The 20,499-nt window shown below is 68.9% G+C and carries 14 protein-coding genes; 13 read left to right on the forward strand and 1 reads right to left on the reverse strand.

The window, feature by feature from the left end; genetic code table 11:
* Positions 1 to 178: 178 nt before the first annotated feature.
* Entirely contained in the window at positions 179 to 5,263 is a 5,085-nt protein-coding gene (locus WS49_RS25155) for a trifunctional serine/threonine-protein kinase/ATP-binding protein/sensor histidine kinase (protein ID WP_059534394.1), read from the forward strand.
* A gap of 32 nt (positions 5,264 to 5,295) precedes the next feature.
* On the opposite strand, the gene WS49_RS25160 is transcribed toward WS49_RS25155, so the two are convergent.
* The gene (locus WS49_RS25160) at positions 5,296 to 6,567 is read right to left on the reverse strand and encodes an NAD(P)/FAD-dependent oxidoreductase (protein ID WP_059534496.1); all 1,272 of its coding nucleotides are present in this window, start codon (positions 6,565 to 6,567) and stop codon (positions 5,296 to 5,298) included.
* A gap of 209 nt (positions 6,568 to 6,776) precedes the next feature.
* Here WS49_RS25160 and WS49_RS25165 point away from each other — a divergent pair, with 209 nt between their 5' ends.
* From WS49_RS25165 to WS49_RS25220, 12 genes are all read left to right on the forward strand, one after another.
* A complete protein-coding gene (locus WS49_RS25165) occupies positions 6,777 to 7,049 on the forward strand; it encodes a ubiquitin carboxyl-terminal hydrolase 14 (RefSeq protein ID WP_059534396.1) in 273 nt (90 codons plus the stop codon).
* A gap of 134 nt (positions 7,050 to 7,183) precedes the next feature.
* Positions 7,184 to 7,666: a VOC family protein gene (locus WS49_RS25170; protein WP_059534397.1), complete on the forward strand. Its 483-nt coding sequence runs from the start codon at positions 7,184 to 7,186 to the stop codon at positions 7,664 to 7,666.
* 1 nt (position 7,667) lies between these two features.
* Positions 7,668 to 8,894 (forward strand): FAD binding domain-containing protein, encoded by a 1,227-nt coding sequence (locus WS49_RS25175; protein ID WP_059534399.1) that lies wholly within the window; start codon positions 7,668 to 7,670, stop codon positions 8,892 to 8,894.
* 81 nt (positions 8,895 to 8,975) lie between these two features.
* Positions 8,976 to 9,335, forward strand: a complete 360-nt coding sequence (locus WS49_RS25180; RefSeq protein WP_059534401.1) for a DUF485 domain-containing protein — start codon at positions 8,976 to 8,978, stop codon at positions 9,333 to 9,335.
* Entirely contained in the window at positions 9,332 to 11,011 is a 1,680-nt protein-coding gene (gene actP, locus WS49_RS25185; RefSeq protein WP_059534403.1) for a cation/acetate symporter ActP, read from the forward strand. The genes WS49_RS25180 and actP overlap by 4 nt, the downstream gene beginning before the upstream one ends.
* Entirely contained in the window at positions 11,008 to 12,153 is a 1,146-nt protein-coding gene (locus WS49_RS25190) for an amidohydrolase family protein (protein WP_082725577.1), read from the forward strand. Before actP ends, WS49_RS25190 begins: the two co-directional genes overlap by 4 nt.
* 167 nt (positions 12,154 to 12,320) lie before the next feature.
* Positions 12,321 to 13,445: an FAD binding domain-containing protein gene (locus tag WS49_RS25195; RefSeq protein WP_059534500.1), complete on the forward strand. Its 1,125-nt coding sequence runs from the start codon at positions 12,321 to 12,323 to the stop codon at positions 13,443 to 13,445.
* A gap of 452 nt (positions 13,446 to 13,897) precedes the next feature.
* The gene (locus WS49_RS25200; RefSeq protein WP_059534502.1) at positions 13,898 to 15,178 is read left to right on the forward strand and encodes a c-type cytochrome; all 1,281 of its coding nucleotides are present in this window, start codon (positions 13,898 to 13,900) and stop codon (positions 15,176 to 15,178) included.
* Positions 15,175 to 15,675 (forward strand): (2Fe-2S)-binding protein, encoded by a 501-nt coding sequence (locus tag WS49_RS25205; protein WP_059534405.1) that lies wholly within the window; start codon positions 15,175 to 15,177, stop codon positions 15,673 to 15,675. The genes WS49_RS25200 and WS49_RS25205 overlap by 4 nt, the downstream gene beginning before the upstream one ends.
* The gene (locus WS49_RS25210; RefSeq protein WP_059534407.1) at positions 15,675 to 17,936 is read left to right on the forward strand and encodes a xanthine dehydrogenase family protein molybdopterin-binding subunit; all 2,262 of its coding nucleotides are present in this window, start codon (positions 15,675 to 15,677) and stop codon (positions 17,934 to 17,936) included. Before WS49_RS25205 ends, WS49_RS25210 begins: the two co-directional genes overlap by 1 nt.
* Positions 17,937 to 18,006: 70 nt before the next feature.
* On the forward strand, positions 18,007 to 18,924 hold the full coding sequence (locus WS49_RS25215) for a LysR family transcriptional regulator (RefSeq protein ID WP_059534409.1): 918 nt from the start codon (positions 18,007 to 18,009) through the stop codon (positions 18,922 to 18,924).
* A gap of 343 nt (positions 18,925 to 19,267) precedes the next feature.
* Positions 19,268 to 20,485 carry an MFS transporter gene (locus tag WS49_RS25220; RefSeq protein WP_059534411.1) on the forward strand — a complete coding sequence of 406 codons (1,218 nt, stop codon included), beginning with the start codon at positions 19,268 to 19,270 and terminating at the stop codon, positions 20,483 to 20,485.
* The last annotated feature ends 14 nt before the right edge of the window (positions 20,486 to 20,499 follow it).

Below are 20,499 nucleotides of genomic sequence, written 5' to 3' on the forward strand. Positions count from 1 at the left end.
CGGCGGGGCGCAGGGGGCCTGCAAAATCCGCCGGGCTGTCGGACAATGCACGGGTCGCCGCCCGGACGTGCGCGACCGAGCCCGGCCGATCCCGCATCGCGAGCCGTTTCCGACCTGCTCCACCCAGCCTGCCCCAACCGTGAATCAGCCCTTGCGTGACCCGGACGCCTCGAATCGAATGGATGCCGACTGGCTCGCGCGCGCCCGCCTGTCGAACGTGGTGCGCTCGGGCGACGTCCTGACGTTCGACCTGACCGACGCCGCAACGGGGGATGTGTGGTCGGCATGCCAGACCGGCTGGGTATCCGATCAGCGCTGCCGGCAGTTCGAGCAGGAATACACATTGGCCGGGCTCCTGGACCCGGCGCGGGCGCTCACGCCGACGGCGCTGATCCGCGCGGCCGACGGCCCGGTGCTCGTCTATCCGCGCCTGGACGTGCGTGCGTTCGACACGCTGACGGACGGGCAACTGCCGCTCGACGTCTTCCTCGAAACCGCGATCGGCGCCGCACGCGCGCTCGGCGAACTGCATCGGCACGGCTGGCTGCACGGCGATCTCCAGCCGGCCAGTTTCGTCGTCGCACCGGACGGCACGGTCATGCTCCGCGCGTTCGCCCATGCCCGGGAGCGCGGCACGAAAAAAGCGGCGGCGGGCACGATGCGCACGGATTTCGCCGCATACGCGGCGCCGGAAGTCTCGGAAGGCGCATCCGTCGACGAGCGCGCCGACCTGTACGCGCTCGGCATCACGCTGTTCCGCCTGCTGACCGGCGCGATGCCTTACAAGGCCGCGTCGACGTCCGATTGGGTCCACGCGCACGTCGCGATACAACCGTCGCCGCCCGCGGCGTTTCGCGGCGACGTGCCCGCCATCCTGAACGATCTGATCCTGAAGCTGATCGCCAAGGAGCCCGCCGATCGCTACCCGTCCTGTGAAACGGTGCAGCACGATCTCGAGCGGATCCTGCACGACTGGCGGGCAGCGGGCCGCGTCGAGCCCTTCGCGCTCGGCGGCCGCGATCCGTTCGCGGGTCTGCACGCGCCCGACCTCCCGGTCGGCCGCGACGCCGAAATTCACCTGCTCGAGGGGAGCCTGGACGCCGTCATGCGCACCGGCGAGACGGCCGTCGTCCTGATCGACGGGCCGGCCGGCGTCGGCAAGACCGCGCTCGCCGAACACTTCATCCGCCATGCGCGCGCGGCATCCGGCACGGCCTGGTGCACATCGGCCAAGATCGATCAGTTCCAGCCCGCGCGGCCGTATGCGCCCGTGCTGCAGGCGTTGCGCGCGCTGTTCGGCAGCGCGCTGGCCAGGCGCGACGACGAAATCGCGGTGATCGCCGCGCGGCTGCGCGACTGCGTGGGCCGTCAGGCCGGCGTCCTTTCCGCGATCTTTCCGGAAACCGCGTGGCTCCTCGATGTCGAGCCCGTCACGTTCGACCACACCGATGCGATTCCGGCATTTCATCTGTGCCAGATCGTCGTGAATGCATTCCGCGCGTTCGCGGCGCCGGCCGAGCCGCTCGTCATGACGCTGGACGACATCCAGTGGGCCGATGACGCGACGCTCGCGTTTCTCGCTTCGATCGTGCTCGATCCGCCGGCGCATTTCTGCATCGTCGCCGGTTACCGGAGCGGGCCGCAGCACGACTACCCGCCGGCGTTCCGTCGCTTCCTCCAGCAGATCGATCGCGGCCGCCTGTCGTCGTTGACGCTCGCGCCGCTCGGCGCGCCCGACGTCACGCGCATGCTGTCCGGCATGCTCGGGGAAGCGCCGGACCGTTTGGCCGGGCTCGGCGACATCGTGCATCGCAGGACGGGCGGCAATCCCTTCCACATCCAGCAACTGCTGCGCACGCTGATCGACGAGCAACTGCTCCGCTACGATCCGGTGCGGCAAACGTGGCAATGGAACGCAGGCGAAATCGACGCGCACCACCAGACCGAGAATGTCGTAAGCCTGCTCGCGATCCGGATGCAGCGCTTGCCGCATGAATCGAGAACGCTGCTGGCGCTGATGGCCTGTATCGGCATCGACACCGACGAAGCGCTGTTGCGCGCCGCCGCCGGCAAAACGCTGGCCGAACTCCGCTTCTGGCTGGACCCGGCGCGCCAGATGGGCCTCGTGTCGCTCTCCGGCGACCGCTGGCGCTTCACGCACGACCGCATCCTCGAGGCGGTCTACGCGCTCACGGGGAGCCCGGTGCGCGCGCTGCGCCACGCCCGGATCGCCGCCGCGATGCTGGCACGCGCGAACGCGCCGTCGCCCGAATCCTTGCTGGCGCTCGCTGCCCAGATCGAACTGGCGAAAGACGTGCCGCTCGACGACACGCTCGCACTCGCGTTCGCGGGCGCGCTGACCGACGCCGCGGCGGCCGCCGCCACGGCCGCCGCGCGCGATCGCGCGTTGTCGTTTCTGGCGCTGGCGCAATCGTTGCTCGGCCCGCATGCGTGGTCGCGACACTACGGTCTCGCAAGCCGGATCGGCATACTGCGCGGCGGCCTGCTGCTCGCGATCGGCGAAACCGCGCAGGCGTCCGACGCGATCGACATGCTCATGGCGCGGACGCGCACGCCCGCCGACCGGGCCGAGGCGCATCGGCTGAAGGCCGCGCAGCTCACGGTCGAGTCGCATTACCGGCAAGCCATCGACGTCGCGCTGGCCGGGCTGGCGCTCCTCGGCGTCGAGCTGCCCGCCGAGCCGGCCGAGGCCGATCTCGCGGCGGCCTGCGAGGCCGTGCACACGGCGCTCGACGGCCGCGCCATCGCCGATCTGGTCGACCTGCCCGTGATGACCGACACGCGCGTCGAAGCCGCGATGGCGCTGCTGACCGCGCTCGAAGCCGCGATGTTCTATCCGAGCGGCGGGCTGATGCTGCTGCATTTCGCGACGATGGTGCGGCTGACGCTGCGCCACGGCGTCACCGCCGCGTCGGTGCAGGGGCTCGCGTGGTATGGCGTCAGCATCGCCGAGCATCACGACGCGCATGAAGACGGCTTCGAATTCGCCAAGGTCGCGCTCGCGCTGGTCGATCGCCACGGCTTCGAGCGCTATCGCTCCGCCACGCTGATCGCGCTCGACCAGGTGAGCGTCTGGACGCAGCCGCTGTCCTATGCACTCGAACGCGCACGCGATGCGAAAGCGGCGGGCAATGCGAGCGCCGAGCTGCGCTGGATGTGCTACAGCTGCAACCACATCGTCAGCGATCTGCTGTCGATGGGTGAAGCGCTGCCCACGATCCGCGACGAAATCGACCCGCTGCTGGAAATCGCGCGCGGCACGCACTACGACGACATCGTCGACCTCGTCTCCACCCAATCGGAATTCATCGACGCGCTGCAGTTCGGCCAGGACCGTATGATCGGCACGTGGCGTGCCCGTGCGTCGAACAGGACTCCGATGTCGGTCCTCGCGTTCTGGACCGACGTGCTCGTCGGTCAGGCGGCGTTCATCTTCGGCGATGCGGCGACCGCACGCGCATCGCTCGACGCGGCCGCATCGAGTGCGTGGTCGACGCCCGCGCACATCATGCTTGCCGATTTTCACCTGTTCAGCGTGCTGGCCGGCATCGCGGCCGACGACGGCGCAACGCCGCCCGATCGCCTGCTCGAGCGCTTCGCGCCGCAGCGCGCCCGGTTCGCGGCGTGGAGCGAGCGAAATCCGGGTACGTTTCTCAACAAGCTTGCGCTGATCGACGCCGAATTCGCGCGCGTGCGCGGCGAGCAAGTCATCGCAATGCAGCAGTACGAAACATCGGCCGGCCTCGCGGCGGAACGCGGTTTCGTGCACGAACAGGCGCTCGCGCACGAACGGGCCGCGGAGCATGCCGCGTCGCTCGGGCTCGCCGGCCACGCCCGCCATCAGTTGCGGCTCGCCCATGCCTGCTACCGGCGCTGGGGCGCGACCGGCAAGACCCTGGCGATGGAAGCGCAGCATCCGTTCCTCGTGATGGATCCGTCGCCGGGCGGCCCGGCCGCGCCCGCGTGCGAGGATCTCGATTTCGCGCTCGCGATGCGCGTGGCCCACTCGCTGTCCGAGGAAATCGTGCTGGAGCGCCTGATCCAGACGCTGATGCGCAACATGCTCGTGTACGCCGGCGCGCGTCATGGCCTGCTGCTACTCGCCCGGCGCGACCGGCTGACCATCGAGGCGGTGGCGCGCATCGCGGGCAGCGACGTGATCGTCGACATCGCCCGCAGCGAACCGACCGAACAGGACGTGCCGCTGTCGATCCTGAACACCGTCGCGCGGACCCGCAAGCCGATCGTGCTGGCGAATGCGCAGCGCGACGGCGTTCCCGACCACGTCGACAGCCTGCGCGCGCACCCGACGCGCTCGTTGTTCTGCCTGCCGCTATTGAAACAGGGCGCGCTGATCGGCGTGCTGTATCTCGAGAATGCACTGAGCAACGGCGTGTTTTCGCCGCGGCGCATCGCGATGCTGGAAGTGCTCGCGCCGCAGGCCGCCAACGCGCTCGAATCCGCGCGGCTCTACGCGGAACTGATCGACGAGAACGCCCGCCGGGTCGAGACCGAGGCCGAGCTGCGGCACGCGCGCACCGAACTCGCGCGCACCGCGCACATGACGGTGATGGGCGAACTGGCCGCATCGATCGCGCACGAGATCAATCAGCCGCTGACGAGCATCGTGTCGAGCGTCGGCGCGTGCCTGCGCTGGTTGCGCGGCCCGCAACCCGACCTCGGCGAGGCGCTCGCGAGTCTCGAGGACATCCGTGCGTCCGGCGTGCGTGCGGCCGACATCGTCCGCGCGTTGCGATCGCTCGCGCGCCAGGCGCCGCCCGCGCTTGCGCCCGTCGCGATCGACGACCTGGTTCGCGACATGCTGCGTCTCACCGAGACGGAAATCGACGCGAAGCGTGTGGTGCTGCGCGTCGACCTGCACTGCGACGGCGTGCACGCGATGGCCGACCGCACCCAGATCCAGCAGGTGATCCTGAACCTCGTCACCAATGCACTCGACGCGATGGACGGACTCATCGCGCCGCGCGAACTCGAAATCACATCGCAGGTCGGCGACGACCACGCGGTCGTCCGCATCGCCGATCGCGGCGCCGGCATCGACGCGGACATCGCGAACCAGATCTTCGACCCGTTCTTCACGACGAAATCGCACGGCATGGGGATGGGCCTCGCGATCTGCCGCTCGATCATCGAAGCGCATGGCGGCACGCTCGAGGCCGCGCCACGCGACGGGCACGGTACCGTCATGACGTTCCGGCTGCCGGTGTCGACGCCTGGCTGATATCGGCGGCAGATGCACCGGCACCGCGCGGTTCAGGTTCCGCGCTGGCGGTGCGCGTCCTCGCTCAGGAATCGATGGACGAAGGTCACGGCCATCGCCCCCTCGCCGACCGCCGACGCCACCCGCTTGACCGAACCCGACCGGACGTCGCCCGCCGCGAACGAACCCGGCACGCTCGTTTCCAGAAAGTACGGCCGGCGCTCGAGCGGCCACACGCGCTCGAATGCCGGACAGTCGTAAAGGTCGCTGCCCGTGACCAGATAACCGCCCTCGTTGCGGATGATGTTCGTATCCCGTGCCCATTCGGTGTTCGGCGCACCGCCGATGCAGACGAACAGGTGCGTGGCCGGCAGCACTTCACGCGTGCCGTCTTCCGTGCGCAGCACGATCGCCTCGAGTCGATCGTCGCCCTGCAGCGCGTCGACGGTCGTGCCGTAGCGGACGGTCACGTTCGGCATGCGCTCGATCCGGCCGATCAGATAGCGCGACAGCGTCGCCGCGAGCGACGCACCGCGGACGATCATCGTGACTTCGCGTGCGTGCCGTGCGAAGTTCATCACGGCCTGGCCGGCCGAATTTCCGCCGCCGACAATGAACACGTGCTTGCCCTCGCACATCGACGCTTCGCTCGATCCCGCGCCGTAGAACAGGCCTGCGTTGAGAAACCGCTGTTCGTCGGGCAAACCGAGGCTGCGGTATTCGATGCCGGTCGCACAGATATTCGCGCGCGCGGTCAGGATCGAGCCGTCGGCCAGATCGACGCGAATCTTGCCGTCGACGAACGTCGCATGCACGCCCTCGCGCATCATCAGCAGCTCGACGCCGAACTTGACCGCCTGCTGGCGCGCACGCTCGGTCAGTTCGGCGCCCGGTATGCCGTCCGGGAAGCCCATGTAGTTCTCGATCAGCGAACTGGTCCCCGCCTGCCCGCCGACCGCATCGCGCTCGATCACGACGGCCCGCAGCCCTTCCGACGCCGCATAGACGGCGGCCGACAAGCCCGCCGGGCCGGCGCCGTAGATCGACACGTCGTACTCGACGAAGCGCGGCCGGGCGACCCAGCCTAGCTTGGCGGCGATCTCCGGCAGCGTCGGCTGGTAGAGGCACGTGCCGTCCGGAAAGACGACGGCCGGCAGCCGGATGTCGCGCAGCGGCGCGATGCCCAGCTCGCGCATGCAGTCGGTGTCGGACGTCAGTTCGCACCACGCGTACTCGACCACGCCGCGCTTCAGGAAGTCGCGAATTGCGTAGGCCTCCTTGCTGTTCGGCAAACCGATGACCTTGACCTGCTGAGACTGCATCATGAGACCCTCCCGGTGACCGCGTTGCCGCATTTCCTGTCGGCGGCCGCACTTGCGACTGTACGTCGTCATCGCTTTCACGCCGCCGCGCTTCATAAGAATTAAGGTCCGCTCGCCCCGCGACCGTCCACAATGAAGCCTGTCCACCTCCGCTCGCAGCTTCGCGCCGGCCGCGCTGCGAGCGCTCTGCGGCGCCGGCATCGGAGCGAAAGATGGCCACGACCTGCACTCACCTCGGCGAAGCACGCGTGCTGAACACCGACAAGGACTACTGCGAGGAATGCGTGAAATCCGGCAGCCGGTGGGTGCATTTGCGCCTGTGCCTGAGCTGCGGGCAGGTCGGTTGTTGCGACTCGTCGCCGAATCGCCATGCGAGCCGGCATTTCCACGAAACCGGCCACCCGCTCGCCCGTTCGATCGAGCCGGGCGAGCGCTGGGTGTGGTGCTACGCGGACGACGTCATGGCCGGCGAGATCGCGTCGTAACGCATCGCGCGCCGGCATCCGGCACCCTTTTCGACCGCGGGTAAACACCGCTCGATCGCGGCTTTGTCCTGCCGATCTTTTCCACTAGAATTTATCGAACGATAACTTATCGCCCGATAAACACGAGGTGTCCCATGCCTGTATCCAGACTCGCGCACTACTCGATCCGCACGCTCGATCTCGAAAAATCGTGCCGGTTCTATGAACGCGTGCTCGGCTTCAAACGCGGCTATCGCCCGCCGTTCGACTTTCCGGGCGCGTGGCTCTATAAGGGCGGCGACGAAGCCGACTACGGAATCGTTCACATCATCGGCGTCGATCCGGCCAACCCGGACGGCCTCACGGCCTATCTCGGCGACAAGGCGCTGCCGGCCAGCGGCACGGGCACCGTCGATCACATCGCGTTCCTCGCGACCGGCGTCGAAGCGACGTGGCACACGCTGCGCGCCGAGAACGTCCCGTGGCGCGACCGCACGGTGCCGAGCCTCGGGCTGCACCAGGTCTTCATCGAGGATCCGTCGGGCGTGACGATCGAACTCAACTTCCCTGCCGCCGAGGTCGAAGGCCTGGCGCTTCCCGACGCGGCCGCAGCGGCGCGCGCATCCATCGGAGACTGACATGAACGACGTCACTTCAACCCACCGCAAGGCCGTCATCGTCGGCGGCTCGCTGGGCGGCCTGTTCGCCGCGAACCTCCTGCTGCGCAATGGCTGGGACGTGGACGTGTACGAACGGGTGCCCGAGGCGCTATCGGGCCGCGGCGCCGGCATCGTCACGCATCCGGAACTGTTCGACGTGATGCGCGCCGCGGGCGTGCGCATCGACGAATCGATCGGCGTCAAGGTCGAGTCGCGCATTACGCTGTCGCAGGACGGCGCCGTGGCGTCGGCGCGCCGGCTGCCGCAGACGCTCACCGCGTGGAGCAAGATGTATCACGTGCTGCGCGCGGCGCTGCCCGATCAGCACTATCACCCGGGCGCCGTCGTGACCGACGTCTCGGACGGCCCGGCGCACGCGTCCGTCACGCTGTCCGACGGCTCGGTCGTGCACGCCGACCTCGTCGTCGCGGCCGACGGATTCCGCTCCGCGATTCGCGAACGGCTCGTGCCGGACGCACGGCTTCAATACGCGGGCTACGTCGCGTGGCGCGGGCTGGTCGACGAAGCCGCGCTGTCGGACGCGACCCACGCGACCCTGTTCGACAAGTTCGCATTCGGCCTGCCGCCGCGCGAACAGATCCTCGGCTATCCGGTCGCCGGCCAAGGCAACAGCACGCTGCCCGGCGAGCGCCGCTACAACTTCGTCTGGTATCGCGCGACGAGCGAGGACACCGACCTTCCGAACCTGCTGACCGACGAGACCGGCAAGCTGTGGGCGGGCGGCATTCCGCCGACGCTGATCCGGCGCGACGTCCTCGCCGATCTCGAGGACGCGGCCCACGCGCTGCTCGCGCCGCAGTTCGCGGAAGTCGTGTCGCGCGCGACGCAGCCGCTGTTCCAGCCGATCTACGACCTCGAAGTGCCACGCATGGCGTTCGGCCGAATCGCGCTGCTCGGCGATGCCGCATTCGTCGCGCGGCCGCATTGCGGAATGGGCGTCACCAAGGCCGCCGGCGATGCGCTCGCGCTCGTCGCGTCACTCGCCACGCGCGCCGACACGCTCGACGCACTGAGCGAATACAGCGAAACGCGCACGGCGTTCGGCGTCGCGATCGTGCAGCACGCGCGCCATCTCGGCGCCTACATGCAGGCGCAACTGAAAAACGACACCGAGCGCGAAATGGCCGAGCGCTATCGAACGCCGGAAGTCGTGATGCGGGAAACCGCCGTGCCGCCGCACGTCTGAGCCCGGCAACGGCGGACGCCGCGCACGACACGCGCGACGCCCGCACCGCCGCCACGACATTCGACCCATCGAGGAGACACCGTGAACCACATGCTTCCGGCCGCCGCCGGCACCGCGCCCGATCCGGACTCGCCGGCGCGGGCCCCGCATCCGCTGCTGCGCGATGCCCGTTTTCGCACGCTCGTCAGGCGCAGAAGGCTGCTCGCCTGGTCGCTGACGCTCGTCATGCTCGCCCTCTATTTCGCGTTCATTTTGACGTTGGCGTTTTCGCCGACGCTGCTCGGCCAGCCGATCGTGCCGGGCCGGCCGACGCCGTGGGGCATCCCGGCCGGCTTCGGCATGTTTGTCGTCACGTTCGCGCTGGTCGCGCTGTACGTGTTCCAGGCCAACTCGGTCCACGACGCGCTCGTCGCGTCCATTCGCGACGGAGACGCACAATGAAACGCCTGCTCCTCGCATCGATCGCCGCCGTCGGCACGGCGCCGGCGTTCGCGGCCAGCCCCGCGGCGCTCGCGCACGGGCACAACCCGGTCGCGATCGGCATGTTCCTGCTGTTCGTCGCGTCGACGCTCGTCATCACGCGCTGGGCCGCGCGCAAGAACCACAGCGTGGCCGACCACTACGCGGCAGGCGGCCGGATCACCGCGCTGCAGAACGGCTGGGCGATCGCCGGCGACTACATGTCGGCGGCGTCGCTACTCGGCATCTCCGCGCTGGTGTTCACGAGCGGCTACGACGGCCTGATCTATTCGGTCGGCTTTCTCGCGAGCTGGCCGATCATCCTGTTCCTGATCGCCGAGCCGCTGCGCAATCTCGGCAAGTACACGCTCGCCGACGTCGTGTCCTATCGCCTGCGGCAACGGCCGATCCGCGCCTTCGCGGCATCGAGCTCGATCGTCATCGTGCTGCTGTATCTGGTGTCGCAGATGGTCGGCGCGGGCAAGCTGGTCGAGCTGCTGTTCGGTCTCGACTACACGGTCGCGGTGCTGGTCGTCGGCGTGCTGATGGTCGTCTACGTCTTCTTCGGCGGGATGCTCGCGACCACCTGGATCCAGATCGTCAAGGCCGTGCTGCTGCTCGCCGGCGCGGCGTTCATGGCGTTCATGGTGCTCGGCCGTTTCGGCTTCAGTCTCGACGCGCTGTTCGCGCAGGCCGTGAGCGTGCATCCGAAGCATGCGGCGATCCTGCGTCCGGGCGGCCTGGTCTCCGATCCGGTCTCGGCCGTGTCGCTCGGCCTCGCGCTGATCTTCGGCACGGCGGGCCTGCCGCACATCCTGATGCGCTTCTTCACGGTCGGCGACGTCAAGGCGGCCCGCAAGAGCATCCTGCATGCGACCGGCATCGTCGGCATCGGCTACATGCTGATCGTCATCATCGGCTTCGGCACCATCGCGCTGGTCGCGCCGGACCGGCAGTACCACGACGCGTCCGGCGCCGTGACGGGCGGCGCCAACATGGTGGCGATCCACCTCGCGCATGCGGTCGGCGGCAACGTGTTCCTCGGCTTCATCTGCGCGGTCGCGTTCTCGACCATCCTGGCCGTGGTCGCCGGACTCACGCTCGCGGGTTCATCGGCGATCTCGCACGACCTCTACGCGAACGTGCTGCGCCGCGGGCGCGCGTCCGACCGCGAGGAAATGCGCGTGGCGCGCGCGACGACCGTAGTGCTCGGCGTGCTCGCGATCCTGCTCGGCATCGCGTTCGAGAAGCAGAACATCGCGTTCATCGTCAGCCTCACGTTCTCGATCGCGGCGAGCTCGAACTTCCCGGTGCTGCTGCTCTCGATCTACTGGCGCGGGCTGACGACGCGCGGCGCGGTACTGGGCGGCCTGCTCGGACTCGCCACCGCCGTCACGCTCACGGTGTTGAGCCCGACCGTGTGGGTGACGGTGCTCGGTCACGCGCATGCGGTCTATCCGTACGAATACCCGGCATTGTTCTCGATGGCGGCGGCGTTCGCCGGCGTCGTCCTGTTCTCCGTCACCGATCGCTCGGCCCGTGCGCGGCACGAGCGCGCGCAGTTCGACACCCAGCTCGTCGCGTGCGAAACGGGCATCACAACGGGCATCACGCAACGCGGCGGAGCCGCACGATTCGAGGAGTCGATATCCGCATGAGACACGCCACGCTGACCTGCACCTGCTGCCCGTCGCCGGTCCGGCGACGCCTGCTCGGCGCGTTTGCCGCGCTCGCCGGCACGGCCGTGGCCGGCCGTTCGGCATCGGCCGCCGATACCGCGAACGCCCCGGCCGCCTCGACCGCCCCGTCGCTGCCGAGGCCGCGCGCGATCGACATCCACGCGCACTACTACCCCGAAAGCTTTTGCGATCTGGTCGGCGGCGAGGGCAAGCGCTTCGGCGGGTCGTTCACGTGCGACGACGCATCGTTCACGTTCCGCACGCCCGCCGGCGGCCTCGGGCCGCTGCCGATGAAGTTCATCGACGTCGACGCGCGGCTCAGGGACATGGATGCGTCCGGCGTCGACGTTCAGGCGCTGTCGCTCAGCGTGCCGATGGCGTATTGGGGCGACCGGCCGTTCAATGCGAAGCTCGCGCGCGACTGGAATTCGGCCGCGTCGCGCGTCTACCAGCGGCATCCGGCACGATTCGTCGTGCTCGCGACGCTGCCGATGCTGAACGCGACCGACGCGATCGACGAACTCGAACGCGCCGCGCAGCTGCCCGGCGTGCGCGGCGTGTACATGGGCACCAACATCGACAACCGCGATCTCGACGATCCGTTGTTCGCGCCGGTCTTCGCGCGCATCGCGCAACTGAACCTGCCTGTGTTCCTGCATCCGCAGCAAACGGTCGGCGGCGCGCGGCTCGGCGATTTCTACCTGAGCAACCTGCTCGGCAATCCGTTCGATACGGCGATCGCGGCTGCGCACCTGATCCTCGGCGGCGTGCTCGATCGTCATCCGGACCTGCACTTCACGTTGCCGCATGCGGGCGGTGCGTTGCCGATCGTCGCGGGACGCCTCGACGCGGGCTGGACCGTGCGCCCCGAAACGCGCCGGCTCGCGCAGAAGCCGAGCAGCTATCTGCGGCGCTTCAGCTACGACACGGTGTCCCATTCCGGGCCGGTGCTGGACTTCCTGATCGCGAACGTCGGCGTCGACCGGCTCGTGCTCGGCAGCGACTACTGCTTCGACATGGGCTACGAACAACCGGTCCGCTTTCTCGATCGCGTCGACCTGACGGCGGAACAGCGTTCGATGATCCTCGGCGGCAATGCGGGCAGGCTGCTGCGGATCTAGCGCGCGGGCCGGCCGGCGAAAACGCATGCGACCGGCCGCGCCTGCACGGTCGGCGCAGCCCGCCGACGCACATGGCATCATCCGGCGAACCGTCGGCACCACGCGCGTCGGCACGCGGGCGGGCAAGCGGCCGACGATGCCGTCTTTCGAACATGGAGTCACGCACGATGAAAATAATCATTGCCGGCGGGTCGATCGCCGGTCTCGCGGCCGCGCTGACGCTCGACTGCATCGGGCACGACGTAACGGTCTACGAGCGCTCGCCGTCGCCGCTACGCGGTCAGGGCGGCGGCGTGGCCGTGCTGCGCCGGATGATGGCGTTCCTCGAACAGCATGGCCGTCATTGCCGGCAGATGATCAGCGTGCCGACGCATCGGCGGCGCTGGATCGATCGCGACGGCAGCGTCACGCGCGACGAACCCGAAATGCTGCCGTTCTCGTCGTGGGACGCCGTGTACCGCTCGCTGTGCGAGACGCTGCCGCCCGGACGCATCCGTTACGGCCGCGCGGTCAGCGGCTTCGAGCAGGACGCCGACGGCGTCGACGTACACCTGGGCGACGAACGCATCCGCGCGGACGTGCTGATTGCGGCCGACGGAGCGGGCTCGACCCTGCGCACGCGCCTGTTTCCCGGCTACGCGCCGTCGTTCGCGGGCTATCTCGCGTGGCGCGGCATCGTCGACGAAGCCGAGTTCGACGCCGCCGCGATTGCGCCATTGGTCGAGAACATGACGCTTCACAAGGCGCCGGGCGAGCTGTTCATGGCGTTCCTGATTCCCGCGCTTGACGGCTCGCTCGCGCCGGGCGCGCGCCGTTTCAACTGGCTGTGGTATCGCAACGAAGCCGACCGCACGGCGCTGCGCCGCCACCTGACCGATCGTGACGGCAACGTCCATCATGCATCGGTGCATCCGGGGATGCTTGCGGATGAGACCGTCGGCGCGCTGCGGCAACTGGCGGAAGAACGATTGCCGGCATCGTTGTCGCAACTGGTGCTCGCGACGCGCGCGCCGTTCAACCAGGCGATCGTCGACGCGCTGAGCCCCGGCTTCGTCGACGGCCGCGTGGCGCTGATCGGCGATGCGGCCTGCACCGTGCGCCCGCATACGGCCTCCGGCACGTCGAAGGCGGCGAGCGATGCGGTGTCGCTCGCCGAAGCGCTGCCGGCCGACGCGGCCGACGTCGTCGAACGTCTCGCGCGATGGTCGGTGCGACGGCGCGAGGAAGTGACCGCGTTGCTCGAGAAGGGGCCGCAACTCGCGGCCGCGTTCGGCCTCGGCACACCGCTTTGACATGCTGGCCGGCGATGACGGAATCGATATCGCCAACGCCGACACGATGGTCCGCCATGCGCCGAGGCGCACGACGGAACCGCACGCGATGCCTGGCGCCTGCGTTCAGAACGTTTCAGCGCGGTTTCAGGTAACGGCGCCGCCCGCCGCGTAGACTGCCCCCATCATCCGCCGCACGGGCCACGGCCCGCGCGCAATCCCACCTTCTGGAACGACGACATGAACTCCGCCGCGAATCGCCATCGCCGGCCCGGCTCGTCATGGCCGAACCGGTCGGCCATGCGCCATCGCCATCCGTCGGCCCCGGCCGCGACCGCCGTTGCCGGCACGCGCCGGCCCGCCTGTCACGGCAAGCGGATCCGCGCCGCATCGCGCGAACCGCACGGCCGACGCCCTTTCCATTGCCTCGCCAACTGCACGACGCCGAACGAACCGGCTCGCCGGGAGCGCGCATGAAGCACAAACGTCTCTGGTTCGGCGCGGCAGGTGTCACGGTCGTCGGCCTCGCGGTCGCGATCGGCATCATGTTCCGGCCGTCGATCGCGCCGATCGATCCGCCCGCGCGCGCGTCGTTCGATCCGCAGCTCATTCGCGCAGGCGCGCGCGTCGTCGCGCTCGGCGACTGCGTCGTGTGTCACACCGCGAAGGACGGCAAGCCGTTCGCCGGCGGCCTGCCGCTCGCGACGCCGTTCGGCACGATCTACGCGACCAACATCACGCCGGATGCCGACACGGGCATCGGCCGCTGGTCGCAGGCGGCATTCGCGCGCGCGCTGCGCAGCGGCATCGCCCGCGACGGCCATCCGCTGTACCCGGCCTTTCCGTACATTCATTTCACGCGAATGTCCGACCAGGACATCGCGGCCGCATACGCGTATCTGATGACGCGCGAACCGGTCCAGACGAAGACGCCGGCGAACGACCTGATCTTCCCGCTCAACTTCCGGCCGCTGGTCGCGTTCTGGAACGTGCTGTTCCTGCGCGAGGGCGCGTACCAGCCCGATCCGGCGCAATCCGCGCAATGGAATCGCGGCAAGGCGCTCGTCGACGGCCTCGGGCACTGCGCGTCGTGCCATTCGCCGCTCAATGCGATCGGCGGCGAACAGGCCGGCAAGGCGTTCGACGGCGGCATCGTCGACGGCTGGGAAGCGCCGCCGCTCAACACGCTCGGTCACGCGGTCCGGCCGTGGACGCAGGCGCAACTGGTCACGTACCTGCGCACCGGCCGCGCGAGCGAGCATGGCGCGGCCGCCGGACCGATGCTGCCGGTCACGCGCGATCTCGCGACGGTGCCGGTGGAGGACGTCGAGGCGATCGCCGCGTACATCCTGTCCATCCAGAAGCCGGCCGCCGCCCGTCCGGCAACGGCCGGCGCGGGACGCGGCCCGACGACGCCCGCCGGACAGCGCGGCGCGGTGCTGTTCCAGGCGTCGTGCGCGCAGTGCCACGGGCCGGCGTCGCCGATGCAGTCGATCGGCGAGCGGCCGACGCTCGCGTTCAGCACGGCGATCGCCGCCGACACGCCGCGCAACGCGATCCAGATGATGTTCAACGGTATCGGCTGGCACGGCGAGGACACGCTGAACTACATGCCGTCCTATATCGACCAGTACGACGACGGGCAGATCGCGGATCTCGCCGCCTATCTCCGCGAAACATATTCCGATCGCGCCGCATGGACCGGCGTCGACACCCTCGCCGCGAAGCTCAGAAAGGAGGACCGCGCGCAATGATCGCCCTCACCGTGAATGGCGTGCGACACACGCTCGACATCGATCCCTCGACGCCGCTCCTGTACGCGCTGCGCAACGACCTGCACCTGCACGGCGCGAAGTTCGGCTGCGGCCTCGGGCAATGCGGCGCGTGCACCGTGATCGTCGACGACAAGCCGATGTTCTCGTGCCTGATCCCGGTCGCCGCGCTCGGCGAGCGTCGCGTCAGGACCCTGGAAAGCCTCGGCACCGCCGAGCATCCCGGCAAGCTGCAGCAGGCGTTCATCGATCACCAGGCGGCGCAGTGCGGTTACTGCATCGCGGGCATGATCATGCGCGCGCAGGCGCTGCTCGAACGCAACCCGAAGCCGACCGAACGCGAGCTGCGCGCCCACATGGAACCGAACCTGTGCCGTTGCGGCACCCACATGCGGATCCTGGCGGCCGTACGCCAGGTCGCGGGGATGCCGGAGCCGGAACCGTCCGCCGCGCCCGTCATGATCAATAAGGAAATCTGATGAACGCACCCGACGACATCGACGAAGGCCGCCGGCACTTCATGGTTTCCGGCGCGCTCTTCGTCGCGTTCACCCTCGCGCCCGCCGCGCGCGCGCTCGCCGAGGTCGTGATCGCGGACGAAGGCGCCGCCGTCCACGTCGCCAAGGCCACCGAAACGCTGGCCGGCAGCCTGAAGACCAATCCGCTGCTGGACGCGTGGATCAAGATCGCGCCCGACGGCAAGGTCACCGTGTTCACCGGCAAGGTCGAGCTCGGCACCGGCGTGCGCACCGCCTTGCTGCAGGTGGCCGCCGAGGAGCTGAACATGAAGCCCTCGCTGATCACGTTCCTGACCGCCGACACCGGCGCGTCGCCCGACGAAGGCCTGACGGCCGGCAGCCACACGATGGCGGACAGCGGCTCCGCGCTGCTGAACGCCGCCGCGCAGGTGCGCGGCCTGCTGGTCGACGGCGCGGCGAAGCAGTTCGGCGTCGATCCGCGCACGCTGACCGTCGCCGACGCCGTCATCAAGGCGCCGGACGGCCGCACGATGCGCTACGCCGACGCGGTGCGCACCGTCGACCTGCACCGCAACGCGACGCCGACGTCGCCGCTGAAACCGCCGGCCACGTTCGCCGTGATCGGCACGTCGCTGCCGCGCGTCGACATTCCGAACAAGGTCACGGGCGGCGTCAGCTACGTGCAGGACATGACGCTGCCCGGCATGCTGCATGCGCGGGTCGTGATGCCGCCGGTGTACGACGCGAAACTGCTGTCGTTCGACGAAGCCGCGATCCTGAAGATGCCGGGCGTCGTGCGGATCGTGCGCAACGGCAGCATGCTCGCCGTCGTCGCCCAGGGCGAATGGCAGGCGGTGGTCGCGCAGCGCGCGCTGGCCGCCGGTTGTCGCTGGTCCGGCGGCCGGCCGCTGCCCGACCGCGAGACGGTCCACGCGGACCTGAAGCGGATCGCGACCCAACGCATCGAGATCGCCAACACGCATGCGCCGAGCGCGCCGGCGTCGAAGACGCTCTCCGCCACGTTCCTGAAGAACTATCTGCTGCACGGCTCGATCGGGCCATCGTGTTCGGTCGCCCATCTCGAGAACGGCACGCTGACCGTGTGGACCCACTCGCAAGGCGTTTATCCGCTGCGCGACGCGCTCGCGGAAATGCTGTCGATGCCGAAGGCGAACGTGCGCTGCATCCACACCGAGGGCTCCGGCTGCTACGGGCACAACGGCGCGGACGACGCGGCCGCGCATGCGGCGCTGATCGCGGCCGCGATGCCCGGCAAGCCGATCCGCGTGCAGTGGATGCGCGACCAGGAACATACGTGGGACCACTTCACGCCGGCGATGGTCACCGAGCTCAGCGCATCGCTCGATGCGGGCGGCCGCATCGTCGACTGGAACTACGCGCTGTGGAGCAGTTCGCACAACGAGCGCATCGTCAACGCCGGCCGGCTGCTGCCCGCCCGCATGCTCGAGCCGCCGTTCGTGTCCGCGCCGTCGACGCCGATGCTGCAGCCCGAGGGCGGCGGCGATCGCAATGCGATCCCGCTGTACGCGCTGCCGAACATGCACATCGTCAACAACTTCTCGCCGACGATGCCGCTGCAGACGTCCGCGATGCGCTCGCTCGGCGCGCACACGAACGTCTGGGCCATCGAAAGCTTCATGGACGAGTTGGCGCACGCCGCCGGCGTCGATCCGGTCGAATTCCGCCTGCGCCACATGGAGGATCACCGCGCGCGCCAGGTGATCCAGCTCGCCGCGACCAAATTCGGCTGGCCGCGGCCGCCGCGCGCACGCAATCGCGGCGTCGGCTTCGCGTTCGGCAAATACAAGAACCTGATGGGCTACGTCGCGATCGCGGTCGAGGTCACGGTCGTGCCGGAGACGGGCCACGTGACGCTCGACCGCGCGGAAGTCGCCGTCGACGCCGGCCAGATCGTGTCGCCCGACGGCATCCGCAACCAGATCGAGGGCGGCATCGTGCAGGCCGCGAGCTGGACGCTGTACGAGGCGTTGAAATACGATACGCAGCGCATTCGCAGTTTCGACTGGAGCAGCTATCCGATCCTGCGTTTCCCGGCCGCGCCGCAAAGCGTGAAGGTGCACCTGATCAATCGTCCCGGCGCGCCGTTTCTCGGCGCGGCCGAGGCGTCGATGGGGCCGACCGCCGGCGCGCTGGCCAACGCGATCTTCGACGCGACCGGGCAGCGCATGCGCGAAATGCCGTTCGCCGGCGATTCGCTCAGGAAACGCATCGACGCATAGCCGCGGATCACAACCGATCGCGCCGGCACGCACCGGCGCCGACAATCGACAGGCTGGAGATTTCTGAACGATGGATACCTTGCTTTCGATGCGCGTGTTCACGCGCATCGTCGAGACGGGCAGCTTCACGCGCGCGTCGGACACGACCGGACTCACGACGCCGCGCGTGTCCGCGCTGCTGAGCACGCTCGAACGGCATCTCGGCTGCCGGCTGCTGAACCGCACGACGCGCCGCATCTCGCTGACCGAGGACGGGCAGGCCTATTACGAACGCTGCGTCGGCGTGCTGCGCGAGATCGACGACATGGAAGCGGCCGTCTCGCAGGCGCGCAACGTGCCGCGCGGCCGCCTGAAGGTGAACCTGCCGCCGGCCATGGCGAAGCAGATCATGGTGCCCGCGCTGCCGGAGTTTCTCGCCGCCAATCCGGGCATCTCGGTCGAACTCGGCGTGACCGACCGGCAGATCGACCTGATCGGCGAAGGCGTCGATTGCGTCGTGCGCATCGGCGCGCTCGACGATTCGGGCATGGTCGCGAAACGGATCGGCAGCCTCACCACCTGCACCTGCGCGGCCCCCGCCTATCTCGAACGATGCGGCGCCCCCGAAACGGTGGACGACCTGGCCCAGCACGTCGCGGTCAGCCACATCTCGGCCGATACGGGCCGGCCGCGTCCGTGGGATTTCGTCGTGGACGGCGAACCGCGCATCGTGCAGATGTGCGGCACGGTCGCGGTGAACGACGCCGATACCTACATCGAATGCGGCCTCGCGGGGATCGGCCTGATCAAGACGTCGCTGTACCTGGTCGAGCCGTACCTGAAATCGGGGCGTCTACGCGAGGTGCTGACCGATTTCAACCCGCCGCCCCGGCCGATCTCGATCCTGTATCCGCCCAACCGGCATACGCCGGTCAAGCTCAAGCTCTTCGTCGAATGGCTCGCGGGCCAGTTCGCGGAGATTCCGACGCTGCAGGGCAAGCGCGGCTGACAGCGACACCCTCGTCGCCCGCCGCATGAATCAAATGATTTAAAGCGGCGTTTCAGGACAATTCAGTCCGCGCGATCCAGACTGGTTTCATGGGCTTCGCGAGCCGCGATATGCGCGCCGGAGGCCCGCTTCACGCTCGCGCGGCAGCGTCCGCGCGTGATTCCACGCGCGATCCGCCCCCTTTGCGCGCCACGCAATGCTCGGTTGCGCAGCGGGCGTATTCCCTTGTTATCGATCGATCAATAATCTTGACGGCAATGCGGCGACTGTCGTTTCGCCGCATCGACAATCGCACCGCCCGCCCGAAGAACGGGCTCCCGACATCTCTTTCAAGGAGTCGATCATGTCAGCAGAATCCACCCCGCTCGCTGCCCACGGGCACGCGACCAAGCTCACGCAGGGCCTCATCCTGCTGTTCGCGTTCAGTTGCGGCGCGATCGTCGCGAACCTGTACTACGCGCAGCCGATCACCGAACTCATCGCACCCAGCCTGCACATGTCCGGCGAAACCGCGAGCCTCATCGTGTCGCTGACGCAGATCGGCTACGCATTCGGCCTGTTCTTCATCGTGCCGCTCGGCGACCTGCTCGAGAACCGCAAGCTGATGATCACGACCGCCGTCGTGTCGATCGCGAGCCTCGCGGCCGCGGCGATGGTGCATACGCCCGGGCCGTTCCTCGCGATCTCGCTGCTGATCGGCTTCAGCTCGGTCGCCGTGCAGATCCTCGTGCCGCTCGCCGCGCACCTGGCGCCCGATCATTCGCGCGGCCGCGTGGTCGGCACGATCATGAGCGGGCTGCTGCTCGGCATCCTGCTCGCGCGTCCGCTGTCGAGCGTGGTGGCCGACGCGTTCGGCTGGCGCTTCGTGTTCGCGGCCGCCGCCGTGCTGATGACGCTCGTGACGGCCGTGCTCGCGCTGACGATCCCGTCGCGCCAGCCCGATCATCGCGCGACCTATTTCGAACTGATCGGCTCGCTGCTGCATCTCGTGCGCACGATGCCGGTGCTGCGCCATCGCGCGTTCTACCAGGGCCTGATGTTCGCGTCGTTCAGCCTGTTCTGGACCGCCGTGCCAGTCGAGCTCACGCGTCACTACGGCCTGTCGCAATCGGCCATCGGCCTGTTCGCACTGGTCGGCGCGATCGGCGCGACGTCGGCGCCCGTCGCCGGCCGCCTCGCGGATGCCGGCCACACGGTGCGGGCCACGCTGATCGCACTGGTCGCAGGCGCCTTGTCGTATGCGGTCGCGCTCGTCCACGGCGCCGGGCTGTACGGCCTCGTCGTCACCGGCATCGTGCTCGACTTCGCGGTGCAGATGAACATGGTGCTCGGCCAGCGCGAGATCTACGCGCTGCATGCGGCGAGCCGCAACCGCCTGAACGCGCTGTACATGACGAGCATCTTCGTCGGCGGCGCCATCGGCTCCGCGCTCGCCAGCCCGCTGTACGAGCATGGCGGCTGGCCGCTCGTCGCCGCCGTCGCCGGCGTGTTCCCGATCGTCGCGCTCGCCCACTACCTCGTGATCGGGCGGCCGCACGCGGAACGCCACGCACAGGCCTGAACCGGCGCCGGCAC

The sequence above is a fragment of the Burkholderia sp. RF7-non_BP4 genome (assembly GCF_001521935.1).
GTDB lineage: Bacteria > Pseudomonadota > Gammaproteobacteria > Burkholderiales > Burkholderiaceae > Burkholderia > Burkholderia diffusa.